Source organism: Algibacter sp. L4_22, from assembly GCF_023473045.1.
Taxonomy (GTDB): domain Bacteria; phylum Bacteroidota; class Bacteroidia; order Flavobacteriales; family Flavobacteriaceae; genus Algibacter.
The window spans coordinates 260,265-278,810 of record NZ_JAMCOK010000002.1 but is presented as its reverse complement, the minus strand read 5'-3'; the positions used below and the strand labels follow the sequence as shown (position 1 = coordinate 278,810).

The following is an 18,546-nucleotide window of genomic DNA, read 5'->3' as shown; positions in this document are numbered from 1 at the left end:
AATTAATCTAAAAATCTTGCGCCCTAAATTCGTCATTATAAAATCAATTACTATTTTTGCGCATGCAACATGACAAGGTACTTATTTTAGACTTCGGATCGCAATACACACAACTTATTGCTCGTCGAGTTAGAGAACTCAACATTTACTCCGAAATACATCCATTTAACAAAATCCCAAAGGATTTAGAAACTTTTAAAGCGGTTATTCTTTCGGGAAGTCCAAATTCTGTTAGAGGTGAAGATGCTTTGCATCCTGATTTATCAGAAATTAGAGGAAAAAAACCAATGCTAGCCGTATGTTATGGTGCGCAGTATTTAGCTCATTTTTCGGGAGGGGAAGTAGCCCCATCGAACACAAGAGAATATGGTAGAGCTAATTTATCATTCATAAAAAATGATGAAGCTTTTCTGAAAAATATAAGTGAAGGCAGCCAAGTTTGGATGAGCCATTCCGATACTATTAAGCAATTACCAACAAACGGTGTTTTACTAGCAAGTACAAACGATGTAGAAAATGCCGCTTATAGAATTGAAAACGAAAGTACATTTGCTATTCAGTTTCACCCAGAAGTTTATCATTCTAAAGATGGAAAACAACTTTTAGAAAACTTTTTAGTTGAAATAGCTGGTTTAAAGCAAGATTGGACTCCAGATTCTTTTGTTGAAGAAACCGTTGCGGCAATTCAAGAAAAAGTAGGAAAAGACAAAGTGGTTTTAGGCCTTTCTGGTGGTGTAGACTCTACCGTAGCAGCTGTTTTACTTAATAAAGCGATAGGTGAAAATCTATATTGCATTTTTGTGAACAACGGTTTATTGCGTAAAGATGAATTTACTTCTGTTTTAAAACAATACGAAGGCATGGGACTTAACGTAAAAGGCGTTGATGCTTCCGAGCGTTTTTTAGAAGCTTTAAAAGGTCTAGAAGATCCTGAGAAAAAACGTAAAGCTATTGGTAATTCATTTATTGAAGTTTTTGATGATGAAGCTCACAAATTAACAGATGTGAAATGGTTAGCGCAAGGAACAATTTATCCTGATGTTATCGAGAGTGTATCGGCAACAGGGGGACCATCTGCAACTATTAAAAGTCACCATAACGTTGGTGGGTTACCAGATTTTATGAAACTTAAAATTGTAGAGCCACTTCGTGCTATTTTTAAAGATGAAGTACGCCGCGTTGGTGCTACTTTAGGTATAGATCCAGAATTATTAGGACGCCATCCTTTTCCTGGTCCAGGTTTAGGGATTCGTATTTTAGGCGATATTACTGCCGAAAAAGTAACTATGCTCCAAGAGGTTGATGCTATTTTTATCAACGGTTTAAAAGAATGGGGACTTTATGATAAAGTTTGGCAAGCAGGCGCTATGTTATTACCCGTTAATAGTGTTGGTGTAATGGGCGATGAGCGTACATACGAAAAATGTGTAGCACTTAGAGCCGTAGAAAGTACAGATGGTATGACGGCCGATTGGGTAAATTTACCTTATGAGTTTCTTCAAAAAACATCAAACGATATTATTAATAAAGTAAAAGGTGTAAACCGTGTGGTTTACGATATTAGTTCTAAACCGCCAGCTACCATTGAGTGGGAATAGTGACGCGTAACGAATTTTTAACCCTTTGGGTTTTATATTCAACAGCAGAGAAAGCTTATCGATTTAAATTCGAGGTTTAGTGGTCTGTTTTGTAAAAACCCAACGTATATCAAAATAATGATAATACCTAATTGATGTTTAATTTTTGGCATGTTATGTGCTATATCTATTAAGAAAACATCAATTAGGTAATTTTAAAAATAAATAAATGAGTAAATTTTTTTCCATTCTTTTAATCGTTTTAGTGTGTGGTTTTGGCACATTAAATGCACAGAATTTCAGTACGCATCAAGTAAAAAAAGGAGAAACTATTGAGAGTATTGCAAAGCGTTATTTTGTAACGCCTGCAGATATTTATACTTTAAATCCCGATGCGAAAAAGGAGTTTAAGGCAAATACTATTTTAATTATTCCTATTTCTAAAGCCAATAAACCAGCGGTTACAACGGTAAAGGAATTAAAAGGTTTTAAAACCCATAAAACTAAACGTAAAGAGACCTTATATAGTCTAGGTAAAAAGTACGATGTATCGGAAGATGATATTAAGAAGTACAATAAATTTTTATACGCCAATACACTTCGTAAAGGAGATAAACTTCAAATTCCTATTTTTAAGGAAACAACGGTTGTTGAAGAAAATAATAACACAAAGCCTTACCTAGTAAAAGCTAAAGAAGGAAAATGGCGTATTGCTTATAAATTTGGAATTACTTTAGAAGAATTAGAAGCGCTTAATCCAAAAATGGGTGATGTCCTTAAAGAAGGTCAACAAATTAATGTGCCAAATCTAGAAAGGGAAGAGATTAAGCAAGTTGATGAAACTTATGGCTATTACAAAGTATTACCAAAAGAAGGTTTTTATCGTTTAAAATTAAAATTAGGTTTAACTCAAGAAGAATTAGAAGCTTTAAATCCAGGGTTGAAAGAAACAGGATTAAAAGTTGGAATGATTTTAAAAACGCCACAAGGAAACACTAATTTATCTGGTATTGTAGATGCCGAATATGGCGGAGTTTCTTCAGGTTTAAGACTAAAAATTAGAGATTATAGTACTAAGCATATAGCTGTAATGCTTCCGTTTAGATTAAACCGTGTTGAATTTGACACCGTTGCCGACACTAAAAGAAGTATTAAAAACGATCCTTATTTAAATGCTTCATTAGATTTTCAATCTGGTGTTTTAATGGCGATAGATTCTTTGAAAACTTTAGGTATTTCGCTTAACGTAGATGTTTACGATACTAAATATGAAGTAGGTGAGGTCTCTCGAATTTTAAGCACTAATGATTTTAGTGATGTAGATGCTGTAATAGGTCCACTAACTCCTAAAACCTTTGCTAAAGTGGCTTCGGAACTAGAAAGATATAATATTCCTGTAGTATCGCCAATTGGTTTAGATTTAGATTTGCGTTCTAATGTGTTTCAATCGAGACCTAAAACAAATTTATTAAAAAATAGAATAGTAAACTTTGTAAAGGCCGATAGTTTGGTGGATAACGTTATTATTCTTGCCGACTCTAAGCATATTTCTACAGCGAATGAGTTAAAACGTATGTTTAATCATGCAACTATTGTTTATTCAAGAAAAAATAAAAAAGGACAAGACGAAAATTATGTACTTGTTAACGATGTTATCGGATCATTAAAAAGTGGTAATAATTATGTCTTTTTAGAAACTGATAATCCTGGTTTTGTTTCTAATGTAACGAGTTTATTGGCTTCGGTTAATAAATCTTTAAATGGACAACAAAGTAATGAAAAAAAGCAAATTACTTTGGTAACAACCAATATGAACGATGCATTTGAAGACGATCAGGTTTCTAACGAACACTTATCAAAATTAAACTTTCATTTTGCTGCAACTTCTAAATGGTTTGATGAAAGTAATAATTCATTCGTTAAGAAATATGAAAGTCTTTATAACGCAACACCAAATAAAAGAGCTGTAAGAGGTTTTGATTTAACTATGGATGTGGTTTTACGTTTAGTATCTTCTAATAGTTTATATGAATCGGTTAACGATTCGCCATTAACAGAATATATTGAAAGTAAATTTGCTTATAAAAAGAATATCTCTGGCGGTTATTATAATGACAGTATTTATTTAGTAAAACACGAAAATTTAAGAATTATAGAAGTAAAGTAATAAGGATATAATCTAATCGTTTTATATCATATTAATAGATTTATTTTTTTATTGTGATTAGAACTTTAGTCTTATTATGTTGTTTTATTGGCTTTCAAACAGAAAAGCCAGTAATTTCTTGGACAGATAATTATAAGCTGTCATGGACAGATTTTAGAGGGAAACCAAAGCAAAATTCAGGAGCAGTTGCAGAAACAGCATCGGGAATTAGCTTTGGTTTTTCTCTTAAAAAATTAGAATCTAACGTTGTTAGTTTTTCTACTGAAGTTAACGCGTATTTCTATCCTGAAGATTCGTGGTTTCATCCTGAACAGGCTAGTGCTTATATTTTAGGGCACGAGCAATTGCATTTTGATATAACAGAATTATTTGCAAGAAAATTTAGAAAAGGAATTTCAGAATTAAAAATATCTAATAACATTAAAGAGCAGTTAAAAACACTTTATAAAAATAGCGAAAAGGGATTAGGAATGATGCAAAGGCAATATGATGCAGAGACAAATCATTCTAAAAACCCTGAAATTCAAAAAGAATGGCAACTTTATATTAAGTCTGAACTTGATAAATTGTCAAAATATAAATCCATAGAATAAAACTGTGACTCCAGATAAACAATTCCTAATAACTTTAGCGCATACTAAAATGCCTTTCGGTAAATATAAAGACCGTTATTTAATAGATTTACCTGAGTATTATGTAGTTTGGTATCACAATAAAGGATTTCCTAAAGGTAAATTAGGAGATATGTTGTTACAGGTTTATGAGCTAAAATTGAATGGATTAGAAGATTTAATAAGGAACATCCAACGTAAATATCCTAAATAAATGCACATTAAAAATATTCGAACTATAGTTTAATATTCTCAAATTCATAAGAGACATTCTATTTCCTTAAAATTTCAGATAAATTAATTCCAATAGCAAGCTCCATTTTAATTAAAACTAATAACTTTGATATTATTAGAAAATTAAACAATTCTATTTTGTGCAAGCCTATCTTTTAAAGTGCTTTCCTCCAAATGCAAAATTGTATTTAACTAAACCATATTTTAATAAAACAGATGAGTTTAACGAGTTTAGAATTGGAGTTATCTGGAGAGTTGTTGTATGATGATTTATCAAAATCTATTTATGCAACCGATGCTTCTGTGTATAGAATGTTACCCTTAGCGGTGGCTTATCCAAAAAACAAGGATGATATTAAAAAGCTAATTAATTTTGCTAAATCTAATAATACCACGCTAATTCCAAGAACTGCAGGGACTTCATTAGCAGGCCAATGTGTAGGAACTGGTATTGTAGTTGATGTCTCAAAACATTTTACCGAAATTTTAGAATTCGATGAAAAAGCACAAACTATAAAAGTACAGCCAGGAGTTGTTCGGGATGCGCTTAATAACTATTTAAAACCATATGGTCTTTTTTTCGGACCAAACACATCAACTTCTAACCGCTGTATGATGGGCGGTATGGTTGGAAACAATTCATCTGGAACAACATCAATTCAATATGGAGTTACACGAGATAAGGTTCTAGAATTAAATACTATTTTAAGTGATGGTAGCGAGGTTATTTTTGGAGAATTAACTTCTGAAACTTTTATGCAGAAAACTTCAGAAAACACTTTAGAAGGGGAGATTTATAAAACGATATATGATGAATTAAAATCTGATAAAGTAAAAACTCAAATTCTTGAAAATTTCCCTAAACCAGAAATTCATAGAAGAAATACAGGGTATGCTATAGATGAATTAATAAAATCTGATGTTTTTTCTGAAACAACCGATAAATTCAATATGTGTAAACTACTTTCTGGTAGTGAAGGTACATTAGCCTTTTCAACAGAAATTACATTAAAATTAGATAGGCTTCCGCCGAATGAAGCTATAATGGTTGCTGCTCACTTTGATAGTATTGAAAACTGTTTAAGCGCAGTAGAATTAACTATGGAACATAATTTGTTCAATTGTGAAATGATGGATAAAACCATTTTAGATTGTACAAAACAGAATAAAACGCAAGAAGAAAATAGAGTATTTATAGAAGGCGATCCTAAGGCTATTTTAATGTGCGAAGTTAGAGCGACTTCACTGGTAGAAGTTGAAAAACTAGGCTTTAATTTAGTCGAAGCTATAAGAAAGTCTGGGTTAAGCTATGCTTTGCCTGTATTAGTTGGTAAAGATATTCAAAAAGCAAATAATTTGAGAAGTGCAGGCTTAGGCTTGTTGGGAAACATGATTGGTGATAAAAAATCGGCTGCATGCATTGAAGATACTGCGGTTGCATTACCAGATTTAGCAAATTATATATCGGAGTTTACAGCACTTATGAAAGGCTACAAACAAGATGCTATTTATTACGCACATGCAGGAGCTGGAGAGTTACATTTACGCCCGATTTTAAATTTGAAGAGAGGTGAAGACGTTGTTTTATTCAGAAAAATAACAACAGATGTTGCACATTTAGTAAAAAAATATAATGGTTCCATGAGTGGTGAACATGGTGATGGTATTGTTCGGGCAGAATTTATACCTTTAATGATTGGCGAGGAGAATTATCAATTAATAAAGCGTATAAAATCGGTTTTCGATCCAAATAATGTTTTTAATCAGGGTAAAATTGTAGATGCTTTCCCTATGGATAAAGCGCTACGTTATGAAGTAGATCGTGTAGAACCCGAAATAAAAACCTTTCTAGATTTCTCAAAATCGCAAGGTATTTTAAGAGCTACCGAAAAATGTAACGGTTCTGGGGATTGTAGAAAACTTCCTGAATTTGGAGGAACAATGTGCCCAAGTTATCGCGCTACAAGAAACGAGAAAGATACAACAAGAGCTCGTGCTAATGCTTTAAGAGAATTTCTAACAAATTCTGATAAAGAAAACAAATTTGATCACGAGGAGTTAAAATCTGTGTTCGATTTATGTTTAAGTTGTAAAGCTTGTGCTTCGGAATGCCCTAGTAGTGTTGATGTTGCTAGTTTAAAAGCTGAATTCTTATATCAATATCAAAAAGAGCATGGTATTTCTTTAAGAACAAAACTTTTCGCTTACAATAATCTATTAAATAAATTTGGAAGTATATCTCCAAGTGTAACGAATTTCTTTTTCTCTAACGGTTTTACTTCTTCAGTTTTAAAAAAATTATTTGGAATTGCTACAGAAAGAACTTTGCCTTTAATTTCTAAGAAGAATTTAGAAAAGACGTTTAAAAGTTTTTCAAAAAAGACGGGAAATAAAAAAAATATAAAAACGGTATATTTATTTAATGATGAATTCACAAATTATTTAGATACACCAATAGGTATAGATGCTATCGAACTTTTAAGCGCATTAAATTATAAGGTTGAAATTGTTAAGAATGAAGAATCTGGACGTACGTTTTTATCAAAAGGGTTATTGGAACAAGCTAAAAAAGCAACAAATAAAAATATAGACGTTTTTAAAAATATAATTTCAGAAGTATCTCCATTAATAGGTATTGAACCTTCGGCTATTTTAACTTTTAAGGATGAATATTTAAAGTTGGCAGACGATAAAGTTTCTGCACAATCCATTGCAGAAAATACTTTTCTAATTGAAGAATTCCTTCAAAAGGAAATAGAATTAGGGAATATTAAGCAAGATCAGTTTACTTCAGAAACAAAAATTATTAAATTTCATGGGCATTGCCATCAAAAATCGCATAGCAATCAGTTATCTAGTTTTGCTGTTCTCAATTTGCCTAAAAACTATAAAGTAACAATTATTCCAAGTGGCTGTTGTGGTATGGCTGGAAGTTTTGGTTATGAGAAAGAACATTATAAAGTGAGTATGCAGGTAGGTGAGCAAACGTTATTTCCTGCAATTAGAAAAGCGACTGAAGACACTGTTATTTCTGCGAACGGCACAAGTTGTCGTCATCAAATAGAAGATGGAACAAATCGTATTGCTAAGCATCCAATTACTGTTTTAAGAGAAGCTTTGCTAGTATAATTCAGGTTTAATTAAATTAAAATGACTTAATAAGCTTAAAAACAGGGTTGATTTCTTATAATCTAAAATGCTTATTTCATTCAAATTAGCTCGTGTTTTAGTAAGAAAATAGCAGATAAAAACGGTTCAAAATTAATATTAGTAAATCACTTTTAAATTAGCCGAAAACAATTCTGAAATAACTATTTAAATTTTGTAAATTTGCCTGCGTTTACAAGCGCAACATGACAACTACAGCAAAATACATTTTCGTAACCGGTGGGGTTACATCATCTCTTGGAAAAGGGATTATCGCGGCATCGCTCGCAAAACTTCTACAAGCACAAGGCTATAGAGTAACTATCCAAAAATTAGATCCATATATCAATGTCGATCCAGGGACTTTAAACCCTTACGAGCATGGCGAATGTTATGTTACGGAAGATGGTGCCGAAACGGATTTAGATTTAGGGCATTACGAACGTTTTTTAAACGTGCCAACAAGTCAGGCTAATAATGTAACTACAGGTCGTATTTACCAAAGTGTTATCCAAAAGGAACGCCGTGGTGAGTTTTTAGGGAAAACCGTTCAGGTGGTTCCTCATATTACCGATGAAATTAAGGAACGTATACAAATACTCGGTAAATCTGGAGATTACGATATTGTTATTACCGAAATTGGTGGAACTGTTGGTGATATAGAATCTTTGCCATACATTGAAGCTGTGCGTCAATTACGCTGGGATTTAGGCGAAAATAATGGTATTGTTATTCATTTAACTTTAGTACCATTTTTATCGGCTGCAGGCGAATTAAAAACAAAACCAACACAGCACAGTGTAAAAACATTAATGGAAAGTGGAGTACAAGCCGATATTTTGGTTTGTAGAACAGAACACCAATTACCTATAGAATTACGCCGTAAACTTGCATTATTTTGTAATGTAAAACAAGAAGCTGTAATTCAATCTATTGATGCATCTACTATTTATGATGTACCAAATTTAATGTTAGAAGAAGGCTTAGACAAGGTTGTACTTAAAAAGTTGAATCTTGAAAGTATTGTTCCTGATATTTCTAACTGGAATAAATTTGTGCACCGCCATAAAAATCCAAAGTATGAAATTACTATTGGTTTAATTGGAAAATATGTAGAATTACAAGATTCTTATAAATCAATACTAGAATCTTTTATTCATGCCGGAGCTGAAAATGAAGTTAAAGTAAATATAGAATCTGTTCATTCAGAATATATAAATGAAGATAATGCTAAGCTAAAATTAGGTCATTTAGATGGTGTTTTAGTAGCACCAGGATTTGGTGAGCGTGGTATTGAAGGTAAAATTGACGCTGTAAGATATGTGCGTGAAAATAATGTTCCGTTTTTCGGAATTTGTTTAGGAATGCAAATGGCAGTGATTGAGTTTGCAAGAAACGTACTTAAAATAGAAGATGCTGACTCTACAGAAATGAGTCCTGATACCAAGAACCCTGTTATTAATTTAATGGAAGAGCAAAAGAATATTACCGATATGGGTGGTACTATGCGTTTAGGTGCTTGGGATTGCGATTTAAAATTAGGTTCTGGAGTGCGTGATATTTATAAATCAGAAAGTATTAGCGAACGCCATAGGCATCGTTATGAATTTAACAGTGACTATAGAGATCAATTTGAAGAAGCTGGTATGAAAGCAACAGGCTTAAACCCAAATACAGGTTTAGTCGAAATTATAGAAATACCAACACATCCTTGGTTTATTGGTGTACAGTATCACCCAGAATATAAAAGTACAGTTGCCAATCCGCATCCATTATTTGTAGCTTTTGTAAAAGCCGGATTAAATTTTAGTAAAAAGCGTAAAAGTGCCAAGATGGCACAAAATGAATAGTGGATAGTTTTTTGATTTAAAAAATTATAATAGATAAAAGGCCTGGTGGATTTTATAATCTGTCAGGTCTAAAATTTGAAATATGGAAGAAAAAAAATTAGATCTTAATTCGATCATTGGTTTTGTACTTATTTTCGGAATATTGGCATTCATGCTTTGGCAGAATAAACCAACGCCAGAAGAACTCGAAGCGCAAGAAAAAGCAAAGCAAGAACAAATTGCTGCTGAAAATAAAGCAAATAATCAAGAAGAGACCAAGGTGGTTACTGCTGATGATTTTAAAGTTGCTGGCGTTTCAGATTCATTACAATTAATTGGTCTTAAAAATAAATTTGGAGCATTTGCTTATGCAGCATCAACAGCTTCGGATAAAGAAACCCTTGTTGAGAGTGATGTTTTCGCTTTAAAATTTAGCAATAAAGGTGGTTATCTTTCAGAATTGGAGCTTAAAAAGTTTGTAAACTACGATTCTCTTCCTATTTATTTAATAAAGAACCGTAATGCGGGTTTCAATATTAATTTCGGAACTACAGATAGCCGAATTTTAAACACCAAAGATTTATATTTTACACCAACAGTTACTAAAAATGGTGAGAATACAATAGTTTCTATGAAACTTAAAGTATCAGAATCTAAATTTTTAGAATATCGTTACGAGATTAAGCCAGGAGATTATATGATGGATTTTTCTGTACGTTCTCAAGGTTTAAGTGATGTTATTAATAGTTCTCAAGCTATTAATTTAGATTGGGCTTTAAAAGGGTATCGTCATGCAAAAAGTATTTCTTATGAAAATAGGTATACAGATATTCATTACGAATACGAAGATGGTAAAGCGAACTACACAGGAGCTCGTGATGCTGATAAAGAATTAGAGGATGTAACTTGGATTGGTTTTAAGCAACATTTCTTTTCGTCTGTATTATTATCAGATACGGCTTTTAAAACCGCACATATTAAATCTGAAAATTTAGTAGACGACGAAGTTATAGATACCTTGTTTACTAAAAGCTTCGATGCTAAAATGCCTTTAACATTGCAAGCAGGAGAGATTAATCAAACTATGGATTTGTATTTTGGTCCTAATGATTTTGATGTTGTAAATTCTTATGATCGTAATTTAGATGAATTAGTACCATTTGGTTGGGGACTTTTTGGATGGATTAATCGTTATATTTTTACACCTTTATTTGCCTTTTTAGCAGGTTTTTTACCATACGGAATTGCAATTATTGCTATGACGGTTTTAATTAAATTGTTATTATCATTTGTACAATACAAGCAGTTTTTATCGCAAGCTAAAATGAAAATTCTAAAACCAGAATTAGATGCTATTCGTGAAAAAAACAAAGACAATAAAGTAAAAGCGCAACAAGAAACTATGGCGTTGCAAACCAAAGCAGGAGCAAGCCCAATGGCGGGTTGTTTACCGGCTTTAGTGCAGCTTCCTGTGTTCTATGCCTTATTTCAATTTTTCCCGTCGGCCTTTGATTTAAGACAAAAATCTTTCCTTTGGGCAAACGATTTATCATCTTATGATGTTATTGCAAACTTACCTTTCAATATTCCATATTATGGAAGTCACGTAAGTTTATTTCCTTTATTAGCGTCTGTTGCAATTTTCTTTTATATGCAATTAACTACAGGACAGCAAGCAGCATCGCAACCACAACAAGAGGGTATGCCAGATATGGGGAAAATGATGAAATACATGATGTATTTCTCTCCTATAATGATGTTGTTTTTCTTTAACAATTATGCGTCAGGATTAAGTTTATATTACTTTATCTCAAACTTAATTAGTATCGGAATTATATTAGTGATTAAGAATTTTATTTTAGATGAAGATAAAATTCACGCTCAAATTCAAGAGAAGAAAAAACAACCTAAGAAAGAAAATCGTTTCCAGAAAAAAATGGCTCAAATGATGGAGCAAGCTGAAAAGCAAAAACAAGCTCAAAACAAAAAGAAATAGATTATACTTTTAATATATTTCAAAAGCCCATTAGCTATCTAGTTAATGGGCTTTTTTTATTATTTATAAACATGGAGTACTCTAAAGGGATCAAGCTTTATTCGTTTAATTTTACTTTAAATTAAGGAAATCATGAATATGAATGTTTTGCTACTCAATTTTAAAAAAAAAAGATTTCAAATATTTAGCCTGACCTCTAATTCAAATTCGGGTTATAATATTTACTTTTTATAATCTGAGTTCGATTAATATTAGATAAGATTTTAGCCGTAAAAGAGATAGATTTTTAGTGAATTAAAGAACACAATTTTAATTTAAACATTCGAAAATATGTAAATTGTTTTCAAAAGTAAATACTTTAACATACTAATTAAATTTCTTCATTGCGCCCGTTGTATGAATGTTATTTATTCTCTAGTTTATGTTTATAAGAGTAATTATTATATAAAAAAAGGAACAAAAACGTACCCGTTTTTGCTCCTTTCTAATAAACTTTTTTCAATTATTTTAAAACATTTTTTCAATGTCCTCCTACATTTGTGTAAATTTTTTAATGTATTATTCCAATAAATGGATTACTCTACCGAGATACTAAAAATAGCTTGAATATCTGTTTCTCCACCAGCATTTGTAATATCACCATCGCTTACTCCAGTTCCGCTTTTACTAGGCTCATGTCTTAAAGTAATTGTTAATGTTCCAGTTCCAGTAGTATCGCCAGTAGTTACTGTAAATTCTAGTCCAACAGGATTACCGTTTTCATCTTCATCCTCGTAAGTAAAAGTTGCAAGGTCGTTACTTACTTGGAAGAAAAATTGATGATCTTCATCTTCTTCTTCAATTTCTGCATTGATAGATTCCGCTGGTGATTCAGTTTCATTTAAAAGCTCAAGTGTTCCACTATAAATCGTGTTTGCAGCTAAAGCTCCAGATACAGTAATCACAGGGTCGTTAGGTCCATCACCATCTAAATCTTGTGTTTGTAGAGTAATAGTACTCCCGTCGCCAGCAGGTATTAAAGTAGCTGTTAGTGTTGTGATTACTTCTTCTTCATTTACTGCTTCCGGATTGTCGTCATCGCTAGAACATGCTGTAAATACTAATGCTGAAATAAATAATAGTGATAAATTTTTTAAAGTTTTCATTCTTTTTTTTTAATTATTAATAATTTATTTTTAATTGTAACATAAAATTTCTTCCTAAATCATCGGCGAAATATCTTAATCTATTAAGGTATTCTCTATAAGAAGTATTAAAGATGTTTGTAACATTCAGACCTATATTTAGATCTGATTTTTCAGAAAGTTTAACCGTTATATCACTTTCAAAATGCATTAAATGATAGGTTGGAGGTGGTGTACTAATATCTAATAGCACAGTTTCTCCGGTGGTTGGAATAAACACCTCAAAATTATTATCAGGATAGTCATTTTGCTTTAAAACCAACTCACTTTGTAACTTGGCATTAAAATTCAGCCATTTTTTATTTGAATAACCTATCGCATTAACGGTTTTAAAAGAAGGCATATCGATTAAAGCTTCTTTTTCTGTGATGTTCCTACCTTTTATAAAAGCTGTTTTATTATTTAAATTCCATTGGGCATCAAATTTATAATTCGCAGTTACATCTAAGCCATACAATAAGGCATCCGTTTGTAAATAATCCCAAACTGGAAAAGCACCTCTTATGGTTGTTTCTGTTCCAGTAGGTTGTATATAAATATAATCGCTAATGTGATTTAAATAACTTTCCAAATTTAAGGTTAGTTTCTCATTTTTAAATAAATACGACGCACCAATACGGTTCGATGTTTCTTGCTTTATACGTAAGTCACCTAATTCTATTCGTGCTGCAGAGTGGTGTAAGCCATCACTAAACAACTCGGAAGGGTTTGGCGCTCTGTTTGACAATCCGTAATTAAAAATCACAGAATTATTAGCATTGAATTGATGGGTAATTCCAGCAGAAGCTGAAACGTTATGATACGTAAGTACAGGGTTTGCTAATAATTGTGTACCTAAGTCGTCAATTACAATATCCGCAAAATCCTCGTCGTATCCACGTTCTTCCCAACGGCTTGTTATATAAAACTTTTTAGCATCTATTCTGTTAAAGTCGTAACGTAATCCAAAATCTAAATTGGTGTTTTCATTTAATTTAAATTCTGAAATGGCATAAATTCCGAAATCATATTTATCATAATCAGGAATTAATCGCCTTACACCAGTATCAGGGTTTGCAAAATTATTCTGAAAACCAGCGTTCACCCCAAACTTATAAATAGCATTGGTATTAGAGTCTATTTTTAAATCAGACTTTAAAGTATGCGTTTTTAAAGTTAAATCTAGCGCAGGTTTATCTCTGTCATCCCCAACACGAATGTCGTATTCTAACCTTTGGTTGTTTTGGAAGTCGTATTGGACTTCCAAGCGGCCAAATTTTTTGAAACGTTTATAAAAATCTGCTTTAATAACTTGGTGCGTGATCTCTTGCTTGGGGTCATTGATATCATAACTAAAATCGTCTTGAACTAAGGGCTCTGGACTATTTATAGCATTTACTAAATCTTCAATGTTACCAATGTGTGAAGATCTTAAAATACCTATTTCGTTATCTAAGTAGCTATAAAAAACATTAAATCCTTTTTCAAAAGTTTTAAACCCTGCGTTTAATGAGAATCCTTTTGAGTTCATTCCAGTATTGGTTAAATAATAATCTGGTGCTTTAAAATCACCAAACAACTTATAAGAACCTTGGCCAGTTATATACCACCCTTTTTTCCAAGATTTGGTTAAAGAAGATGAGATATTAGAACCTCTGCCATTACTTTGCATGCCCATAATAGTTTTTCCATAAAGAGAATCTTTCAATCTAATACTTTTAGGTTTTAGCACAATAACACCTCCAATAGCATCGCCACCATAGGCTAAGGCATTTGCACCTTTAATAACGTTTACTTGTCCAGCAGCATTTAAATCAATATTTGGAGCATGTTCAATACCCCATTCTTGATCTTGCAAACGCACATTGTTGGTCATGACAATAATTCGACTACTATGCAAACCATTAATAACAGGTTTTACAATAGTGTTTCCTGTATTAATGGATGATACACCACTTATCTGTTTTAAGGCGTCACCCAGACTAAAAGCACTAAAGCGTTCAAGAGTTTTCGATTTTAATTGAGTTTCTTGCGATGTTTTAGTTAACTTAGGATTTCCGTGAGCATCAATTTTAATTTCATGAAGTTCTTCAATATGGTGTTCCATATTAATTTCATATTGAGTATCTCCATTAATTTGAATTTCTATTCTTTTTGTGTCGCATGCTAAATGAGATACTTCAAGAATTAAAAGCCCTTTACAGAGATTTTCAATACTATAATTTCCGTCAATATCAGATGTTGTATACCTGTCGAGAGATTCAATATAAATGGCAGCACCAGTTATTGCAGATCCATCATGAAAATCTTGTACATTACCAGAAAGCTTGTAATTGCAGTTTTGACTATAAGCAATGCTGAAAAAACAACACGCTATAATCATCATATAGTGTTTCATTACTAAATTTTAGTTTAAAAATAAATGTTTTTTAATTTAAACTAAAGTAGGAGGACCCCTTAAAGAAAAAGATAAAGGTCGATGATTATTAAGAAATTTATATGTTAAATTATAAGTAAGAGTATAGGGTAAAATTTGAAATAATTCAACAAATTGTTCCGATAATTGAAAGTGATGTGTTATACTAAATTTATGAAATTCACAATCTAAATCAACTTTATGGATATGTACCTTATTACCTCCAACACATACCTTATGATGATGATGCGCAAAAATATGAGCCATTTTAACACCAGATGGCACAAATAGCATAAACACTAACAGTAATGTTAGTGATCTAAAAATAATATGTTTTTTAATGTTATCCAATTAATCAACAAAGCGTTTTAGTCCAAGTCTACGTAGCATTTTTTTTTCAAAATTCCAGAAAAATTTATATTGTCCAAATACCCATCCAATTAAAACTAAAAGTATCTGATAAAAAATAAATCCGATAATGATGTATAGAACCCAATAGGCAAATGTCGGTAAATTTTCTTTATTAATCCCCATAAGTTTAATTAATGGTCGACTTACGAATACAGAAGAAGAGCCCGTAGTTGCAAAAACCAAAAAAATACTTATTAATTCCCAACGAGAATTTACTTGCCATTTATTTTCAAGTTTCCCGAAGAGTTTGAGTGTTAATTTCAATAGTAATAAAAAAATGATAGCTCCTAAACCTATAGTGATAGCTATGTTTTGGCCACTTATAAATAAACCTGCGAGTTTATAAGAGGAGTAGCCCAAGGCCAATAAACCTAATAGAGGAAAAATGAGTTGCCAGTTTTTAGTTATTTGCCAGTTTGCTTTAAATTTTTGCACAGTAATAGTTTAGTGATGCAAAAATAGGTAAAGTGATTTAAATACGAGGGTTGTAAGGCCCTAATCTTTGTTTATAAGTTCTTTGAAAGTAGATGAAGTAGTTGTATAATTTGTAATTTACATCATACCCGTAATCTATATTGCTTTGATAATCAATTTGTAACTCATATAAGCTAGAGTTAAACCGTGATGGTTGATTAACGCGTTGATTCCATTCTATTACATATTGATAATTTTTATTTTCTAAATATTGCTGTGAATAAAAGCCTTCTGGTCGAGCTTGACTTGCTAACCAATAATTAAAACCAGGTTCTATAATGATGATTTCGTATTCTAAATCGTCGTTAACAATGGTAACCGTATCACTAAGTTTCTGGTTGGCTGCTTGTTCGTTTTTTATTTTGTTTGAAACTGCTGTTCTACCAGTATTACAACTAGCAATAAAAGCACAGACTAATAAAAGGTATATAAAATTTTTCATGATAAATATTGTTTAGTCAAATTTAGGTTTCATGGCTCTATTTAAAAAACACGAATGAGTAAACCATGATTTTGACTGAGCGAACAGCTTTAAGTTCATTTAAATTTACAAAAATCATTCTTTAATGCAGATAAACTAAATGGTTTTAACAAAAAAAGAGTCAAGCTATTAACTTGACTCTTTATATATATTTATGTAATTCAGGAATTTATTTACCAAAAAGACCTCCTAAAAGACCTCCAATACCGCCTGATGATTTACCAGCACCACCAAGTACCATTCCAGCAACATCATCAACAATGCTTCCGTCACCATCAGCATCTAAAATAGACTCTAAGAAACTTTGTTCTTTATCTGCAGAGTTACCTCCAAGTAAACCGCCTAATAAATTACCAATCCCGTTAGAATCACTAACGTTTTGTTGTTTAGCTTGGCTACCTAAAACACCCATTAAAATAGGAGCTGCAACTTTTAATATGTTAGCAACAGAACCAGCATCTAAACCAGATTTCTGACCAATAACTTGTTCTACACCACTTTGTTTAGCACCTAAAACGTGACCTAATATTTTTTCTCCATCGTTTTTTACAGAATCATCAACACCACCACTAAATAATCCACCAAGATTATCTAAAATGTTTCCATCTTGTTTGCTTTGTATTGCACCCATAAGTCCTGCTGCACCTTCTGGTGTTGCTGCATTACGTTGCATTGCTTTCATTAAAACGGGTAAAGCCATTGTTAATACACTGCCTGTTTTACCAGCGTCGTTTCCAGTTGAACCAGCAACACCACTAATGATTGATTTTCCTAAGTCACTGCCTAATAAGTCTAAAATTCCTGACATTTGTTTTGTTTTTTTAAGTAATACCTATTTAGAAGAAAAAGGTATTTAGGGTTTATAAATTGGATTTCAAGGTACAAAAAAAGTCCTTACTTCTAATAATAGGACACACAATTTACTGATAGGTCACATTTAAAATAAAGAAACCCTCAAAACTTAAAGTTAAGAGGGTTTTTATAAATTTAAATTATTATTAATTCTTATCCAAGAATAGAAATAATTTGAGATGCTAATTCTGTTCCAATTCTATCTTGCGCTTGGTTAGTTGCTGCACCAATGTGAGGTGTAAGCGATAACGCAGAGTTCATAAGTAATTGCATTTCTGGTTTAGGTTCTTTTTCAAAAACATCTAATGCAGCTCCCGCTACTTTTCCACTTTCTATAGCTTTAACAAGTGCTACTTCATTTACTACACCACCACGTGCTGCATTTGCAAGAATTACACCATCTTTCATGATATTGAATTCAGCTTCATCAATTACGTAACCATCTTGAGCAGGAACGTGAAGTGTTATAAAATCTGCTTGTTTTAAAACATCTTCTTTAGAAATTGTTTTAATATCGAAGTTTACTTTTTGTCCATCAAAAAAGTCTAACTCTAAGTTTGCTTGTTCTAAGAACGGATCGAAAGCTACTACTTTCATACCAGCACCTAAAGCTACTTTTGCTGTAGCTTGACCAATACGACCAAAACCTAAAACACCTAAAGTTTTTCCTTTAAGTTCGGTTCCTTTGGCATAAGCTTTCTTTAAACCTTTAAAGTTACTATCACCTTCTAGAGGCATATCGCGGTTCGAGTTATGTAAAAAACGAGCTAAACCGTAAAAGTGACCGAATACTAATTCTGCAACAGAATGTGAAGATGCAGCTGGAGTATTAATTACCGAAAGTCCTTTTTCACGAGCATATTCTACATCAATATTATCCATACCAACACCACCACGACCAATAATTTTAAGTCCTGGGCAAGCATCGATTAAATCTTTACGTACAGTAGTTGCGCTACGTACTAATAAAACAGCGATGTCTTTTTCGTTGATATAATTAATTAATTGCTCTTGAGCTACAGTAGTTGTAATTACCTCGTAACCTGCTTTTTCTAAGGCATCAATTCCACTTTGAGAAACGCCATCGTTTGCTAATACTTTCATTGTAATATTCCTTTTTTATATTTCCATTAAGGTGGAAATTTTAATAATTATATTTGGTGAGCTTAATGATATCTCCATTTTCGT

General features: G+C 32.1%; 13 protein-coding genes. 7 read left to right on the top strand and 6 right to left on the bottom strand.

The annotated features are described in order from the left end of the window. Positions 1 to 62 precede the first annotated feature (62 nt). The 7 genes from guaA (at position 63) to yidC (ending at position 11,561) form a co-directional block, all read left to right on the top strand. The gene (gene guaA / locus M4I23_RS05850; RefSeq protein ID WP_158849827.1) at positions 63 to 1,598 is read left to right on the top strand and encodes a glutamine-hydrolyzing GMP synthase; all 1,536 of its coding nucleotides are present in this window, start codon (positions 63 to 65) and stop codon (positions 1,596 to 1,598) included. A 208-nt stretch (positions 1,599 to 1,806) separates the two neighbouring features. Continuing rightward, a complete protein-coding gene (locus M4I23_RS05845; RefSeq protein ID WP_249753763.1) occupies positions 1,807 to 3,744 on the top strand; it encodes a LysM peptidoglycan-binding domain-containing protein in 1,938 nt (645 codons plus the stop codon). A gap of 53 nt (positions 3,745 to 3,797) precedes the next feature. Next, entirely contained in the window at positions 3,798 to 4,337 is a 540-nt protein-coding gene (locus M4I23_RS05840; protein ID WP_249753762.1) for a DUF922 domain-containing protein, read from the top strand. Between the two features lie 4 nt (positions 4,338 to 4,341). Further along, positions 4,342 to 4,569 (top strand): DUF3820 family protein, encoded by a 228-nt coding sequence (locus M4I23_RS05835; protein ID WP_158849833.1) that lies wholly within the window; start codon positions 4,342 to 4,344, stop codon positions 4,567 to 4,569. A gap of 236 nt (positions 4,570 to 4,805) precedes the next feature. After that, positions 4,806 to 7,718, top strand: coding sequence for an FAD-binding and (Fe-S)-binding domain-containing protein (locus M4I23_RS05830; protein WP_249753761.1), 2,913 nt, complete (start codon positions 4,806 to 4,808; stop codon positions 7,716 to 7,718). 224 nt (positions 7,719 to 7,942) lie between these two features. Further along, positions 7,943 to 9,586, top strand: a complete 1,644-nt coding sequence (locus M4I23_RS05825; protein ID WP_158849837.1) for a CTP synthase — start codon at positions 7,943 to 7,945, stop codon at positions 9,584 to 9,586. A gap of 82 nt (positions 9,587 to 9,668) precedes the next feature. Then, positions 9,669 to 11,561: a membrane protein insertase YidC gene (yidC, locus tag M4I23_RS05820; RefSeq protein WP_158849839.1), complete on the top strand. Its 1,893-nt coding sequence runs from the start codon at positions 9,669 to 9,671 to the stop codon at positions 11,559 to 11,561. Positions 11,562 to 12,136: 575 nt separating this feature from the next. Here the strand turns inward: yidC and M4I23_RS05815 are convergent. From M4I23_RS05815 to M4I23_RS05790, 6 genes are all read right to left on the bottom strand, one after another. After that, positions 12,137 to 12,706, bottom strand: a complete 570-nt coding sequence (locus M4I23_RS05815; RefSeq protein WP_249753760.1) for a type 1 periplasmic binding fold superfamily protein — start codon at positions 12,704 to 12,706, stop codon at positions 12,137 to 12,139. Between the two features lie 16 nt (positions 12,707 to 12,722). Continuing rightward, positions 12,723 to 15,122 carry a TonB-dependent receptor gene (locus tag M4I23_RS05810; protein WP_249753759.1) on the bottom strand — a complete coding sequence of 800 codons (2,400 nt, stop codon included), beginning with the start codon at positions 15,120 to 15,122 and terminating at the stop codon, positions 12,723 to 12,725. Between the two features lie 369 nt (positions 15,123 to 15,491). Further along, the gene (locus M4I23_RS19910) at positions 15,492 to 15,986 is read right to left on the bottom strand and encodes a DUF6787 family protein (RefSeq protein WP_158849845.1); all 495 of its coding nucleotides are present in this window, start codon (positions 15,984 to 15,986) and stop codon (positions 15,492 to 15,494) included. Between the two features lie 37 nt (positions 15,987 to 16,023). Further along, positions 16,024 to 16,467, bottom strand: a complete 444-nt coding sequence (locus tag M4I23_RS05800; protein ID WP_249753758.1) for a DUF6146 family protein — start codon at positions 16,465 to 16,467, stop codon at positions 16,024 to 16,026. Between the two features lie 208 nt (positions 16,468 to 16,675). Continuing rightward, on the bottom strand, positions 16,676 to 17,314 hold the full coding sequence (locus tag M4I23_RS05795; RefSeq protein WP_158849849.1) for a DUF937 domain-containing protein: 639 nt from the start codon (positions 17,312 to 17,314) through the stop codon (positions 16,676 to 16,678). 197 nt (positions 17,315 to 17,511) lie between these two features. After that, complete coding sequence (locus M4I23_RS05790; RefSeq protein ID WP_158849851.1) at positions 17,512 to 18,462, bottom strand: D-2-hydroxyacid dehydrogenase; 951 nt, start codon at positions 18,460 to 18,462, stop codon at positions 17,512 to 17,514. Positions 18,463 to 18,546: the final 84 nt, after the last annotated feature.

What these genes read in the sequence shown, in the direction of transcription:
- yidC (WP_158849839.1), top strand. Translation starts at nt 9,669, where the DNA reads ATGGAAGAAAAAAAATTAGATCTTAATTCGATCATTGGTTTTGTACTT.
- M4I23_RS05830 (WP_249753761.1), top strand. Translation starts at nt 4,806, where the DNA reads ATGAGTTTAACGAGTTTAGAATTGGAGTTATCTGGAGAGTTGTTGTAT.
- M4I23_RS05825 (WP_158849837.1), top strand. Translation starts at nt 7,943, where the DNA reads ATGACAACTACAGCAAAATACATTTTCGTAACCGGTGGGGTTACATCA.
- M4I23_RS05800 (WP_249753758.1), bottom strand. Translation starts at nt 16,467, where the DNA reads ATGAAAAATTTTATATACCTTTTATTAGTCTGTGCTTTTATTGCTAGT.
- guaA (WP_158849827.1), top strand. Translation starts at nt 63, where the DNA reads ATGCAACATGACAAGGTACTTATTTTAGACTTCGGATCGCAATACACA.
- M4I23_RS05815 (WP_249753760.1), bottom strand. Translation starts at nt 12,706, where the DNA reads ATGAAAACTTTAAAAAATTTATCACTATTATTTATTTCAGCATTAGTA.
- M4I23_RS05810 (WP_249753759.1), bottom strand. Translation starts at nt 15,122, where the DNA reads ATGAAACACTATATGATGATTATAGCGTGTTGTTTTTTCAGCATTGCT.
- M4I23_RS05790 (WP_158849851.1), bottom strand. Translation starts at nt 18,462, where the DNA reads ATGAAAGTATTAGCAAACGATGGCGTTTCTCAAAGTGGAATTGATGCC.
- M4I23_RS05795 (WP_158849849.1), bottom strand. Translation starts at nt 17,314, where the DNA reads ATGTCAGGAATTTTAGACTTATTAGGCAGTGACTTAGGAAAATCAATC.
- M4I23_RS05845 (WP_249753763.1), top strand. Translation starts at nt 1,807, where the DNA reads ATGAGTAAATTTTTTTCCATTCTTTTAATCGTTTTAGTGTGTGGTTTT.